Source organism: Thioalkalivibrio halophilus (assembly GCF_001995255.1).
GTDB lineage: Bacteria > Pseudomonadota > Gammaproteobacteria > Ectothiorhodospirales > Ectothiorhodospiraceae > Thioalkalivibrio > Thioalkalivibrio halophilus.
On record NZ_MUZR01000013.1, the window covers coordinates 58,929 to 71,705 of the forward strand.

The window sequence follows — 12,777 nt, forward strand, 5'->3', positions numbered from 1 at the left end:
CGATCGACCACAAGGAAACGTCACCATGTCGGACCTGCAGAACACCATCGAAACCGCCTTCGAGCGCCGCACCGAGATCAGCCCGCGCAACGTCGAGACCAGCGTGCGCGACGCCGTGAACGAGGCGCTGGACATGCTCGACAGCGGCCGCGCCCGCGTCGCCGAGAAGAACGGCGGCGAGTGGGTGGTCAACGAATGGCTGAAGAAGGCCGTGCTGCTGTCCTTCCGTATCTCGGAGAACGAGTTCATCAAGGGCGGCTTCACCAACTACTACGACAAGGTCGCCTCCAAGTACGCCGACACCTCCAGCCGCGACTTCCGTGAAGGCGGCGTACGCGTGGTGCCGCCGGCCACCGCCCGCCACGGCAGCTACATCGGCCCCAACGTGGTGCTGATGCCTTCCTACGTCAACATCGGCGCCTACGTGGACGAAGGCACCATGGTCGATACCTGGGCCACGGTCGGCTCCTGCGCGCAGATCGGCAAGAACGTGCACCTGTCGGGTGGCGTCGGCATCGGCGGCGTGCTGGAGCCACTGCAGGCGAACCCGACCATCATCGAGGACAACTGCTTCATCGGCGCACGCTCCGAGGTAGTCGAAGGCATGATCGTCGAGGAAGGCGCAGTGATCTCCATGGGCGTCTACCTCGGCCAGTCGACCCGCATCTACGACCGCGAGAACGACGAGATCATCCGTGGCCGCGTGCCCGCCGGCGCGGTGGTCGTGCCCGGAACCCTGCCGGCAGAGAACGGGAAGTACTCGCTGTACTGCGCGGTCATCGTCAAGCGCGTCGACGAGCAGACGAAGGCCAAGGTCGGCATCAACGAACTGCTGCGCGATGTCTGAGGTCGTCCTCCACGGCATCGCCAACTGCGACACCGTGCGGCGGGCACGCCGGGCGCTGGAAGCGGCCGGCGTGGAATATCGCTTCGTGGATTTCCGCAAGGACGGGCTGGATGCCGAACGCCTGCGGGAATGGGCGATGGAGCTGGGCTGGGAGGCCCTGATCAACCGCCGCGGCGCAACCTGGCGCCAGCTGCCGAAGGAACAGCGCGAGGCCCTCGACGAGGACAGCGCACTGGCCCTGATGCTGGAGAAGCCGACCCTGATCCGCCGTCCGGTGATCGAACACGCCGGCCGCGTGCGGCTGGGCTGGGGCCCGGAGAACGCCCGGGCCCTGGGCGCCGAGTAAGCGCCCGGGTTCGCCTCAGTCGCCGGACTTGCGGTAGCCGGCGACCTCCTGCTGCAGCTGTCGGGCGAGGCCCTCCAGGGCCTCCACCGCCTGCTGCATATCGGTCGCGCCGTCGGCACTCTGGGCCGCCAGATCGTTGATATGGTGCACGTTGCGGTTGATCTCCTCGGCGACCTGGCTCTGCTGCTCGGTGGCGCTGGCCACCTGCCGGGTCATGTCGTCGATGGTGCTGACCGACTGGTCGATGGCGTCCAGTGAACTGCGGGCCTCGTCCGCCTTGCCAACGCTGGATTCGGCCTGCTGCTGACTGGCATCCATGGCCTCCACCGCACGGCCGGCCGCGCCCTGCAGCCGCTCGATGATCCCGCGGATCTCCCCGGTGGAGTCGTTGGTGCGCTGCGCCAGGTGCCGGACCTCGTCCGCCACCACCGCGAAGCCGCGTCCGGCCTCCCCGGCACGTGCCGCCTCGATGGCCGCGTTCAGCGCCAGCAGGTTGGTCTTGTCGGCGATCTCCTCGATCACCTGCAGGATCGTACCGATGTTGTCGCTGTCGCCCTTGAGCTCGTCGATCACGTCGCGCGAGCGGTTAATCTCCCCGGCCAGGGCATTGATGGTCTCCTGCGTGGCGGACACCACGTCGCGCCCCCCATGCACCGCCTGAGTCGCCTGATCGGCCTGCTCCGCGGTGCTCTGGGTATTGTTCGCAACCTCCTGCACGGTGGCCGACATCTCGTTCATCGCCGTCACCACCTGCTCCACGTCACTGCGCTGCTCGCCGGTCGCCCGGCTGAGTTCCGCACTGCGCCCTTCCAGCTGACGCGCCGAGGCGGCGATGCCGTCGGCCGCGTCCGCGACCTGGCCTATCAGTCCCGACAGCCGTTCCATCACCTGGTTGAACGCACTGCCGGTGCGGCCGATCTCGTCGCGCGTGGCGATATCCACGCGATACCCCAGATCCGCCGAGCCGCTGCCCACCGCTTCCAGGCCAGTAGCCAGACGCTCCAGCGGCCGGGTCAGCACCCCGGCGTAGATCCAGCCAATGGCCAGGGCGACCAGGAAGGCCACCACCCAGAGCCCCCACAACAGCCACCACAGCATGTTCACGGGGGCATACAGCTCACCCAGGGTCTGGTCGACGATCAGGCCCCAGTGGACGTCATACTCCTGCGCCATTTCCGGGAGCATCCGGGTCAGACCCCATTTGCGGTCACCGTCGCCGCTGAGGAATTCGCCGCCCGGGTCCCCTTCGCGATGGCGCAGCGGGGCCTGCATGATGGTGTATTCGCTCATGTCGTACCCGAACCGGTCCATGTTCCGGTGCCCGATCAGCCGTCCGTCGCCGTTGAACAGTGTGGCGCGACCGGTCTCTCCGATCGCCACACGGTCAGACACCGACTTGACGGCGTCCATCGGCAGCTGTGCCGCCAGGACCCGGCCGTCATCCAGGGGTTCCAGATAGGTGATGAAGCGCCCGTCGGCGGAGTCCGCCCCGACGTCGACATCCAGCAGGCGGTCACCGGCCTGCGCCGCGCGCACCTTGCCTTCTCGGGTGGCGCCCGGGCCCGCGCCGGCGCGTTCGGCCATGCGCCCCGACTCCGCCACGACTTCCGCGGCGTCATCCAGCAGGCCGGCCCAGCGGAACCCTTCGTACTCGGCACGCAACCCTTCCAGCGCCGTTTCCGCATCCCGCGGATCGGCGAGCTCGGCCCGGGCCACGCTGCGCAGAGCCTGACCGTGTTCCACCACGCGCCGGTCGACTGCCGCCTGCACCTGCTCGCCGACGTTGATCAGCGTCTGTTCCAGGCTGGCGTTCAGCTGACCCTTCATGCTGTGGAAGGTCACCCCGCCCATGATGGACAGCGGGATGGTGCTGACCGCGATCACCAGCAGGATCAGTTTGAGGCGCAGGCCCTGTATCTTCATCGTCATCCTCCGGTTCCTGATCCCTTTGACGGCCAATCTCCAGCCGCCTTGAGCCCCACGAAAAAACGCACCCCGGGAGGTGCGTTTCGTGTACTACTTCACATTTCTTCGGGAGCGGACGGAAGACGCTCGCCCCGCATTCCCCGGTGCCGCGCCGCGACACCGGGGAAGCCGTGTCAGCGGCGCCCGGAGGCGGCCTGACCGCGACCCCGGCCTTCGGCGCCGCGGCCCTGCCCCTGCCGCGGGCCACCTCCGCCGCGTCCGGAACGATTGCCGGCGCCATTTCCGTTGCCCTTGCCACGGGGAGCACCACTGCCCTTGCCACGGCCACGGCGGGGGCGGTCATCCGCCACCGGCTGCGGCGCCGCGTAGCCGTCGGTCTCCATCCGCTCGATCGGACGCTGGATCAGCTTTTCGATCCCGGCCAGCAGCTTCAGCTCGTCGCCGCCAACCAGCGACAGCGCCGAGCCTTCACACCCCGCGCGGCCGGTGCGGCCGATGCGATGCACATAGTCCTCGGGCACGTTGGGCAGCTCGAAGTTGACCACCTGCGGCAGCTGGTCGATGTCCAGCCCGCGCGCGGCGATATCGGTGGCCACCAGCACCGGCACGCGGCCGGACTTGAACTGTTCCAGCGCCCGGGTGCGGGCGTTCTGGCTCTTGTTGCCATGGATCGCCGCCGACTGGACGCCGTCCTTCGTGAGCTTGTCCGCCAGACGATCGGCGCCGTGCTTGGTGCGCGTGAACACCAGCACCTGCTCCCAGTCGTTGCTGCGGATCAGATGGCTCAGCAGATCCCGCTTCTGATGGCTTTCCACCAGGTGGACCTTCTGCTCCACGCTCTCCGAGGCGGTGTTGCGTGCCGCCACTTCCACGCAGGCCGGGTCGGTCAGCAGGCCATCGGCCAGCTTGCGGATGTCATTGGAGAAGGTGGCCGAAAACATCAGGTTCTGCCGCTTCTTCGGCAGCATCGCGATCAGCTTGCGGATGTCGCGGATGAAGCCCATGTCGAGCATGCGATCCGCCTCGTCCAGCACCAGGATCTCCACCCCGGACAGGTCGATCGTCTTCTGGTTCGCGTGATCCAGCAGGCGCCCGGGCGTGGCTACCACCACGTCCATGCGGCTGCGCAGCGCGCGGATCTGCGGATTCATGCCCACCCCGCCGAAGATGGTCATGGAACGCTGCTCCAGATGCTGGCCGTAGGTCTTCACCGAATCGTGAACCTGGGAAGCCAGCTCCCGCGTCGGGGTCAGCACCAGGGCGCGCGGACGGCCGTTGCCGGCGCGCGCCGGCGGATTTTCCGCCAGCTTCTGCAGGATCGGCAGGGTGAAGCCGGCGGTCTTGCCGGTTCCGGTCTGGGCCGCGGCCAGCAGGTCGCGACCGGCCAGCACTTCGGGGATGGCCCCGGCCTGGATCGGCGTGGGATGGGTGTAGCCGGCGGCGGAAAGCGCGCGCAGCAGGGGTTCGGCCAGATTCAGGCCGGCAAAAGTCGGTTGGTCAGACATGAGTGCTCCAGCGCAACCCGCCGCTCAACGCTCGGCCAAGGGGCACCCATCGGGGAAGACGACATCGGGGGGATCGAAACGATCAAGTGAACGGACGCTGACGGGCGAGGCGTTCGGTAATCCGCCACCATACGGCCTTCCCGGCCCCATTACAAGCCAGCGCGGGCTGGCTCAGTCACGGCAGGGGCACTGCTCGGCCGGCACCGGAGGGGACCACAGATACCCCTGCCCCTCGCGACACCCGACCTGCAGCAGGAAATCACGCTGCGCTTCGGTCTCGATACCCTCGCCAATCACTTCAAGATCCAGGGTCCGCGCAAGCGCGAGGATCGCACGAATGATGTCCTCGTTGGAGCGGGAACGCCCGATATCCTGCACCAGCGACTGGTCCAGCTTGAGGCGGTTCAGCGGCATGCGATGCAGCAGGGCCAGATTGGAATAGCCGGTGCCGAAATCGTCCATTGCCAGCTCGACTCCCAGCTCCTTGAGCCGCCCCAGCTCGGCCAGTGCGTTCTCCGGAGTACGCATCAGCATGGTCTCGGTCACTTCCAGTTCCAGGCGATGCGGTTGCAGGCCGTAGCGGTCCAGGACCGACTGCACCATTCGGGTCAGATGCCCGTCTTCCAGCTCCATCACCGACAGGTTCACCGCCATGCGGGGGACATGAAGCCCCTGCGCATCCCGCTCCGCCAGGTGGGCGCAGGCCTGGTCCAGCACCCACTGATCGATCGCCATGACCAGCCCGGTTTCCTCGGCCAGCGGGATGAATTCGCCCGGGGACACCCGGCCCCGTTCCGGGTGGTTCCAGCGTACCAGTGCCTCGACCCCGGTCAGGACGAACGGGTCCAGGCCATATTGGGGCTGCAGAAACAGCTCGAACTCCTCGCGCACCAGCGCCTCGCGAAGGTCGCTTTCCAGCAGGGTGCGCCACGATGTGCGTTCCCCCAGACCGGAGACGTAGGCTTCCCGGCGGTTGCCTCCTCCGCGCCGCGCCTCGTCCAGCGCCAGTTCCGCCGCGGTCACCAGTTCTTCGGTGGTGGCCCCGTCCACCGGGAATTCCGCATAGCCCGCGCTTACGGTAACCCGCAGGGACCGTCCCGCCAGCCGGAACGGTTCGCGCAGCACGTCCAGGAGTCCGTCGAGCCACTGCTCGCGGGCCTCCCCCGCTGGCGGCCCTTCCAGCAGCAGGGCAAACTCGTCCGCGCCGGAGCGCGCCACCGTGTCCTGCGGGCCGGCATACTGTGACAGACGCTGGGCGACGCCGAGGAGGACCTGGTCCGCCAGCGCCGTGCCCAGCGTCTCGTTCAGCCCCTTGAAGCGGTCGACATCCAGCAGGACGATCAGCCGTCGCGACTCGTCCTGCCCCATCGCCATCTCGATGCTGTGTCCGATCCGGTCGTGCAGCAGGGTCCGATTGGGCAGCCCGGTCCGGCTGTCGTAATGGCTCAGAAGGCGCAGCTGCTCACGCTGTTCAAAGCTCTGGGTCAGGTCGGTCCAGCTGCCGATGATCTCGCCCACTCCACTACGGGTGGGCGCGGGACTCCACTGCATCTCGTCCCGCACGCGGCGCACCCGGCCCCGGGCGTCATACAATCGGTATTCGATCACCGCATGTCCCTGCTCCCGCGCCTGTTCACGCGCCCGCCGGGCCAGGGTTCGGTCCTCCGGATGCAGACGTTCACGCCACCAGCCGGGTCGCAGCGCTTCCTCGGGGGAGTAGCCGAACAGCGGATGGAGGTTGCCACTGACCCAGTGCAGCGGGTCCCCGGCGGAGGACAGCGAGTAGATCACCACCGGCGAGCTGTCGAGCAGATGCCGAAAGCGGCGGTTGGCCCGTTTCAGTTCCCGCGCGCGCCACCGCACCTGCCAGCGCAGGACCAGTGCCAGCACGCCGAACAGAAGCACCAGCCCGCCCGCGCTCGCAAGGACCGGCGCCGCCCAGCGGGGCAGTACCCCCCGGACTTCCGGGGTCAGCGTCTCGGCCATGGCACGGTGATACGGTGAATCGGGCGTGCCCCTCCACGAAGCCAGATGACGATCCACGGCCTCCAGGATGGCCGGGTCCAGCGCGGGCGAGGCGGCGAAATACAGCCCCGTGTGGTCGAAGGAGACCGGCGTTTCGAACAGTCCGGAGCGCTCCGCGTGACGCCCGCCGTGGAAATTGTTGGTCACCGCGACGTCCGCAGCCCCCGCGTCCACCGCCTCCAGCACCCGGTCCAGAGACTGGCGGCTTGCCAGGCGCGGCTCACCATCCCCCGACGGCTCCATCTCCCGGGTCAGCCAGTCCTCGTGCACCGAACCCTCCAGCACCGCGATCCGCTGGTCCGTCAGGTCCGCCAGCGAGCGCACCGACGCCTCGCGCGGGGCATAGACCTGGCTCCATGACTGCGCGACCGGGATTTCGTGGAAACGAAATCGATGCTCGCGCTCCCCGGTCAGGGCCACATCCGGCATCAGGTCCAGTTCGCCCCCCTCCAGTTGCGCCAGGCATTCGGCCCACTGGCAGTCCCGGTACTCCAGGCGCCACCCTTCCCGCTCGGCCAGGGCCTCCAGCAGGACCGGGAACAGCCCGGCCGGGCGTCCGTCTTCCCGTGTGTAGATCTTGGGCTCGTTCTCGTACAGCCCCACCCGCAGCATCGTCGGGTCGTCCCGCGAAGTATCGCCACCACATCCGGCGAGCACAAAAAAGCCCGCGACCACCAGCGTGGGCGCAGGCATTCGCCATAGCCGATCTACGGCGTTCCTTGCTGTGGACATGCGGGCCTCCGGCCTTCCACCGTTCGACCCGTCTTATCCTACACCCGAAAACGCTCCACGCGCTGGCGCAATTCGGACGCCAGTCGCGAAAGCTGCTCGCTGGCGGTCGCCACCTGGCTGGAAGCGCTGAGGCTCTCGTCCGCGACGGTGCTGATGTTCTGCACGTTACGGTTGATCTCCTCGGAGACGGTGCTCTGCTCCTCGGCCGCGCTGGCGATCTGGGTGGTCATCTCGTCAATCGTGCGGATGGACTGGCTCAGCTGCTCCAGGCGATCGCGCACACCGTGGACTTCCTCGACCACGCTGCGGGCACTGTTCTCGTTGGTCTCCATCGCGCCCACCGCGTTCTTCACGCCCTTCTGCAGGCCGGTAATGATGGAACCAATCCGCTCGGTGGACTCGTGGGTACGCCCGGCCAGCACCCGCACCTCGTCGGCCACCACCGCAAAGCCACGGCCGGCCTCGCCGGCCCGCGCCGCCTCGATCGCCGCGTTCAGGGCCAGCAGGTTGGTCTGCTCGGTGATCTCCTGGATCATGTTCAGGATCTGGCCGATCTCTTCGCTCTTCTCGGCCACCTCGCGCACCGCATCCGACGAAGAGTGGATCTCGGAAGACAGCCGGTCGACCGCCTCGGCGGTCTGGCGCGTGGTCGCGTTGGCCTCGGTGGCCGCCTGATCGCCGGCGCCGGCCGCGTCCGCCGCGGACTGGGTATTGCTCGCCACCTCGGCCACGGTCGCGGACATCTCGTTCATCGCGGTGGCCACCTGATCGGTCTCATCCTTCTGGCGCGCCACGCCATTGCGGGTCTGCTCGGCCACCGCCGCCAGCTGATCCGTCGCCGAGGCGACCTGCTCCCCGGAATCCACCACCTGGCGCACCAGGCTCTGCATGTCCTGTTCCATGGTGTTGAAGGCGTCGGTCGCCACGCCGATCTCGTCGCAGCCACGCACCGGCAGCGGCTCTCCGCGCAGGTCGCCGTCCGCCATTTCCACCGCCCGGGCACGCAGGGCGTCGATCGCGCGCACCAGATAGCCGGCCAGCAGTATCGCCATCAGCACCCCGGCGAGGATCGCCACGCCGGAGGTACCGAGCATGATCCCCGCCGCCCGGAACTGTGCGCCGCGCGCGGCTTCGCTCATGGCCACGCTTTCGGCCGTCAGCAATTCCTGCATGCGCTGCAGACCCTGCTCCATGGTTTCCAGATGCGCGAGTGTCTGCCGACTGTAGGTCGCCTCCGCTTCGCCGTCATTGCCGTCCCGCACGGCCCCCGTAATGGCATGTGCGCTGGCGTGCAGGTTGTAATGCGGCTGTTCCAGACGGTCGAACGCCCGGCGAAATTCCGGGCTGGCCATTTCGTAGGCTTCGGATTCCTGGAAATCGTAATACCACTGCCCGAAATTGCACTGGGTATGGTCCAGCTCGCCGGTGAATTCATTGCCGGTCAGCAGCGACTGCGACAGATCCAGCGCCCATTTGACGTGCTGGGTCTCCATCTGGATCTGGAACTGCACGTCCTCCATGCGTTCCATCGCCGCCTCGTACTGCGCCGTGGTGTACCGGTCCCCGGTCAGGCTGGTCACCGCCATGGCCACCATCAGGAGCAGGACCACGCCGAAGGCCAGGGCCAGCTTGCTGCGAAGCTTGAGGTTAGCGAGCCATTGCATCGGGATCCCCTTTGAAAACTCTGTGAACTGTTTAACGCCACAAAGTCCCGAAACTTAAACCACATTGACAACGGCGTCGTCCAAGACCGAGCCCTTCACTCGGGCATCAACCAACCCTGCAGACCGATAAGCCGGACCCCATGCGGCGAACCTGCGCCACCTCAATGCCGCGCGTGCCCTCGCCCGGGCATGCACGGATGCACGCACGCGGGCACGATCCGGTATCCTGCGTGTTCGTCCCGGCCGCCCCCCGCGAACCGCCCAGCACATGCTCCGAAGCCGCATCTACGACAGCCTGATCCTGCGCATGACCGCGCGCTGGTACACCGAAGTCCTGGAGCGCCTGCCGCCCCGGGTGGCCCTGCTGGACGTCGGGATCGGCACCGCCGGCGCACTGCTGGCAAACGCCGAGGCCGTCACACGCAAGGAGCTCGCGATCACGGGGATCGACATCGACCCCGACTACGTCGAACGCGCGCAGCAGCGGCTGGCGGCATCGTCGGTGGCCGAACGGGTCACGGTGCACCGGCAATCGGTCTACGAGCACGCCGGTGGTCCCTACGACGCGGTGTATTTCTCCGCCAGTTTCATGCTGCTGCCGGATCCCGGGGCGGCCCTGCGCCACTGTGCCGGCCTGCTGCGCCCCGGCGGCCGGAGCTACTTCACCCAGACCATCCAGCAGCGCCCGTCACCGGTGCTGGAGCGTCTCAAGCCCGCCCTGCGCCGGGTCACCAGCATCGACTTCGGCCGCGTCACCTACGAGGACGAGTTCCGCACCCACCTGCGAGCCGCCGGTCTGCGGCTGGACGAATGGACCGTGCTCGAACGCCACGGCGCCCGGGCCGCCTGCCTCGCGGTGGCATCGCCGGAGAGTGTTACGCTGGATTCATGCTGAACGTCGCACCAAAACCTTTACCGGAGCGATTGCGCAAGCACCACCCCTGCCCTCCACCACACGGCCTGAAGCGGGACACAAGCGCCCCCTTCGAGCAGGGCGAGCGCCTGCGGGAACTCGGCTGCGAGGTCGTCCAGGGCTACGGCATCGCACGCCCGATGCCGGCCACAGAGATTCCCCGATGGCTGGCCCAGTGGCAGGCGGGATGAACGCCCTGTTCGCCTTCCTCGCGCCGTTTCGCGGGCTGGCGCGCGTATTCGACCCGGGCCTGCGCGGCCTGGTGATCGGTCCGCTGCTGATCAACATCGGGGTCATCATCGGGGTCGGTGTCGCCGCCGGATTCGGCTTCGAGATCCTGCTGGACACCTGGCTGCCGGCCGGCTGGGACTGGCTCGCCTGGCTGCTCTGGCCGCTGTTCGTGCTGACCCTGCTGGTAGGCTTCGGGGTCTCCGCGGTGGCCCTGGCCGCGATCATCGCCAGTCCTTTCTCCGGACCGCTGGCCTACCGCACCGCCCGGGGCCTCGGCCACGAACCGCGCCAGCCCGCACGCTCGCTGGCGGGCGAGATGGGCCACGCCACGGCCACCGCCCTGCGCAAGTTCGGCTACTACGCGCTGCTGTTCATCCCGGTGCTGCTGATTACCGTGATCCCCGGCATCAACCTGCTGGCCTCGCTCGCCTGGTTCGTCTTCGGCAGCTGGGTTCTGGCGGTGGAGTTCCAGGAGCCGCCGCTGGCCAACGACGGCCTGACCTTCGCCGAAATCCGCAAGGGTCTGGGCCGACGGCGTCCGGAGACCCTCGCGTTCGGCGCCGGAACGACCCTCCTGGCGATGGTGCCCGTGGTCAACCTGCTGCTGGTCCCGGCGGCAGTGATCGGCGCCACCCACCTGTGGGCGCGCCAGCAGTCGCGAGGCTGAGAGGACGGGGCAGGGTCAGGACCCGTTGCGCGCCGGGGAGGTCTTCCTGCCGTTCACCGTTCCAGCCGTTCGGTCAGACGGCGGAATTCCTCGCGGATCTTGTCGTTGCGGAATTCCGCGGTCTCCGGGACCTGCAGTTCGGACAGGGTCTCGAAGGTGTCCAGGCCATCGCGGATCAGATCCGCCACGTTGGCGCTGAGCTGCACGGTGCGGTAGGTGTTGACCGCTACCTGCTTCTCGTAACGGCTGATCTCCAGCGCCTCGGCCACCTGTTCGCGCTGGCCGGTCACCACCTCCAGGTACAAATCGATCGCCTGACGGGTCAGCTCGTTGGCCGCGATGTTGGACTCCAGGCTGTCCCGGTGCCCGCCCTCGCGGATCAGTTCCCGGGACTGGGCGATGATCTCGTCGGCCTCTTCACGGTAGGCCTCCAGGCGCGGGACGATCTCCCCGTCCACCCGCTCGACGAAGCGCTCCTGCATGGTCACCACCAGCCGATGCAGGATCACCACCATGCCGTAGTAACGACCGGCCACATTGAGGTTTTCTCCGCTCTCGCGGGTGAGCTCCTCGAGGCGCTGCGTCAGCGTACGGATGCTGCGGAACACCACCGCCATGGACACCACGTCGTCGCCGATCGCCGAGCTCATCCACAGCTCCAGCTGGTCCGGCGGCATGGACAGCCCCACGCCTTCCAGCGCCGTGGCCATCTCGCCCTTGAGCGCCTCCAGTTCCTCCTCGTAGGCGGCGATGTTGCGCTCGCGTGCCTCGATCAGGCGGTCGAAGTCGCCGCGCGTGCGGGCGGTCATCTCGCGCAGGGTCTCGGTGGGCGTGAAGCGGGCCAGGGTACTGGCGTCGGTATCCGGCGCGAACATCCGCTCCTCGCGCAGATCGGCCCGGCGTTCCTGCTCGGTCATGATCCGGTCTTCCAGCTCCCGGTACTGGCGACGCATGGACACGATCTCGGGCACGTCCATGACCTCCAGCGCGTCATCGATCAGGTCGTCGATGTCCTCCCGGGCGCTCTGCTGATCGCGCCGCAGCCAGCGGCTTTCCGGCAGCTCGGTCAGCTCGTCGAAGTGCCGGCTCGCTTCGCCCAGCAACTCCACCGCCCGACGCTGGTCGAACGACAGCGCGTCCTCCTCGCCGTCATCCTCCTCCACCACCTCGTCGATGGCGACCCCGTCGAGCGCCGCCGGATCCTCGCGGTCCGAGGCCGCCACCGGGGCGCAGACCAGCGCCAGGCCCGCGAACACCGCCAGTACTTGCCACTTCATCGCATGCCCTCCAACACTCGGCTGGTTCTGCACCGGAACGAGGACGCCCTGGAGAACCCTTCGAGTTCGACGACGACAAGATCGTCGAACACCGACCATACACCCAGCTGGAACTGCCCTAGGTGTTACGCGCCAGCCAGCGGTCCAGGGCATTGCCGAAGGCCTGACGGTCGCGCGGGCCCAGTGCCGCCGGCCCGCCGGTGTCGACCCCGCTGGAGCGCAGGGTGTCCATGAAGTCGCGCATGCTCAGCCGCTCGCGGATATTGTCGCGGGTATAAAGCTCGCCCCGCGGGTTGAGCGCCTCGCCGCCCTTTTCGATCACCTCGGCCGCCAGCGGGATATCCGCGGTGATCACCAGATCACCCGCCTCGAGCCGCCGCACGATCTCGTTATCCGCCACGTCGAAGCCACTGCCCACCCGGATCGAGTCGATCAGCTTCGACGGCGGCGTGCGCACCGGCTGATTCGCCACCAGGGTCATCGCCACCCCGGTGCGCTTCGCGGCCCGGAACAGGATCTCCTTGATGACCGCCGGACAGGCGTCCGCGTCCACCCAGATCTTCATACGGATGCCCCCGCATGCCCCGACATCCGACGGACAGGCACGCGGGACCCGCGGTCGGGCACTGACCCCTTTCTCATGG

10 protein-coding genes are annotated in these 12,777 nt (G+C 67.8%); 4 read left to right on the top strand and 6 right to left on the bottom strand.

What is annotated here, in order from left to right; genetic code table 11:
• Positions 1 to 25 precede the first annotated feature (25 nt).
• Positions 26 to 847: a 2,3,4,5-tetrahydropyridine-2,6-dicarboxylate N-succinyltransferase gene (dapD, locus tag B1A74_RS04940; RefSeq protein WP_018945604.1), complete on the top strand. Its 822-nt coding sequence runs from the start codon at positions 26 to 28 to the stop codon at positions 845 to 847.
• The gene (locus B1A74_RS04945; RefSeq protein WP_018945603.1) at positions 840 to 1,193 is read left to right on the top strand and encodes an ArsC family reductase; all 354 of its coding nucleotides are present in this window, start codon (positions 840 to 842) and stop codon (positions 1,191 to 1,193) included. Before dapD ends, B1A74_RS04945 begins: the two co-directional genes overlap by 8 nt.
• 15 nt (positions 1,194 to 1,208) lie before the next feature.
• On the opposite strand, the gene B1A74_RS14555 is transcribed toward B1A74_RS04945, so the two are convergent.
• The 4 genes from B1A74_RS14555 to B1A74_RS04965 all read right to left on the bottom strand — a co-directional run bounded on the left by B1A74_RS14555 (position 1,209) and on the right by B1A74_RS04965 (position 9,045).
• Complete coding sequence (locus B1A74_RS14555) at positions 1,209 to 3,122, bottom strand: methyl-accepting chemotaxis protein (RefSeq protein ID WP_077243943.1); 1,914 nt, start codon at positions 3,120 to 3,122, stop codon at positions 1,209 to 1,211.
• Between the two features lie 170 nt (positions 3,123 to 3,292).
• Positions 3,293 to 4,624 (bottom strand): DEAD/DEAH box helicase, encoded by a 1,332-nt coding sequence (locus B1A74_RS04955; protein ID WP_018945601.1) that lies wholly within the window; start codon positions 4,622 to 4,624, stop codon positions 3,293 to 3,295.
• A gap of 171 nt (positions 4,625 to 4,795) precedes the next feature.
• The gene (locus B1A74_RS04960; RefSeq protein ID WP_425274670.1) at positions 4,796 to 7,342 is read right to left on the bottom strand and encodes an EAL domain-containing protein; all 2,547 of its coding nucleotides are present in this window, start codon (positions 7,340 to 7,342) and stop codon (positions 4,796 to 4,798) included.
• A gap of 77 nt (positions 7,343 to 7,419) precedes the next feature.
• Positions 7,420 to 9,045 (bottom strand): methyl-accepting chemotaxis protein, encoded by a 1,626-nt coding sequence (locus tag B1A74_RS04965; RefSeq protein ID WP_077243944.1) that lies wholly within the window; start codon positions 9,043 to 9,045, stop codon positions 7,420 to 7,422.
• Between the two features lie 268 nt (positions 9,046 to 9,313).
• Here B1A74_RS04965 and B1A74_RS04970 point away from each other — a divergent pair, with 268 nt between their 5' ends.
• Together B1A74_RS04970 and cysZ are read left to right on the top strand one after the other, a co-directional pair.
• Positions 9,314 to 9,940 (top strand): class I SAM-dependent methyltransferase, encoded by a 627-nt coding sequence (locus tag B1A74_RS04970; protein ID WP_077243945.1) that lies wholly within the window; start codon positions 9,314 to 9,316, stop codon positions 9,938 to 9,940.
• A 205-nt stretch (positions 9,941 to 10,145) separates the two neighbouring features.
• Positions 10,146 to 10,856: a sulfate transporter CysZ gene (gene cysZ / locus B1A74_RS04980; RefSeq protein WP_077243947.1), complete on the top strand. Its 711-nt coding sequence runs from the start codon at positions 10,146 to 10,148 to the stop codon at positions 10,854 to 10,856.
• A gap of 53 nt (positions 10,857 to 10,909) precedes the next feature.
• Here cysZ and B1A74_RS04985 read toward each other — a convergent pair whose 3' ends face one another.
• Both B1A74_RS04985 and B1A74_RS04990 read right to left on the bottom strand, forming a co-directional pair.
• On the bottom strand, positions 10,910 to 12,133 hold the full coding sequence (locus tag B1A74_RS04985; protein WP_077243948.1) for a hypothetical protein: 1,224 nt from the start codon (positions 12,131 to 12,133) through the stop codon (positions 10,910 to 10,912).
• A gap of 118 nt (positions 12,134 to 12,251) precedes the next feature.
• The gene (locus B1A74_RS04990) at positions 12,252 to 12,698 is read right to left on the bottom strand and encodes a YaiI/YqxD family protein (protein WP_028492305.1); all 447 of its coding nucleotides are present in this window, start codon (positions 12,696 to 12,698) and stop codon (positions 12,252 to 12,254) included.
• Between the last annotated feature and the right edge of the window lie 79 nt (positions 12,699 to 12,777).

Coding starts and splice junctions, on each gene's coding strand:
- dapD (WP_018945604.1), top strand. CDS start 26: ATGTCGGACCTGCAGAACACCATCGAAACCGCCTTCGAGCGCCGCACC.
- B1A74_RS04945 (WP_018945603.1), top strand. CDS start 840: ATGTCTGAGGTCGTCCTCCACGGCATCGCCAACTGCGACACCGTGCGG.
- B1A74_RS14555 (WP_077243943.1), bottom strand. CDS start 3,122: ATGACGATGAAGATACAGGGCCTGCGCCTCAAACTGATCCTGCTGGTG.
- B1A74_RS04955 (WP_018945601.1), bottom strand. CDS start 4,624: ATGTCTGACCAACCGACTTTTGCCGGCCTGAATCTGGCCGAACCCCTG.
- B1A74_RS04960 (WP_425274670.1), bottom strand. CDS start 7,342: ATGCCTGCGCCCACGCTGGTGGTCGCGGGCTTTTTTGTGCTCGCCGGA.
- B1A74_RS04965 (WP_077243944.1), bottom strand. CDS start 9,045: ATGCAATGGCTCGCTAACCTCAAGCTTCGCAGCAAGCTGGCCCTGGCC.
- B1A74_RS04970 (WP_077243945.1), top strand. CDS start 9,314: ATGCTCCGAAGCCGCATCTACGACAGCCTGATCCTGCGCATGACCGCG.
- cysZ (WP_077243947.1), top strand. CDS start 10,146: ATGAACGCCCTGTTCGCCTTCCTCGCGCCGTTTCGCGGGCTGGCGCGC.
- B1A74_RS04985 (WP_077243948.1), bottom strand. CDS start 12,133: ATGAAGTGGCAAGTACTGGCGGTGTTCGCGGGCCTGGCGCTGGTCTGC.
- B1A74_RS04990 (WP_028492305.1), bottom strand. CDS start 12,698: ATGAAGATCTGGGTGGACGCGGACGCCTGTCCGGCGGTCATCAAGGAG.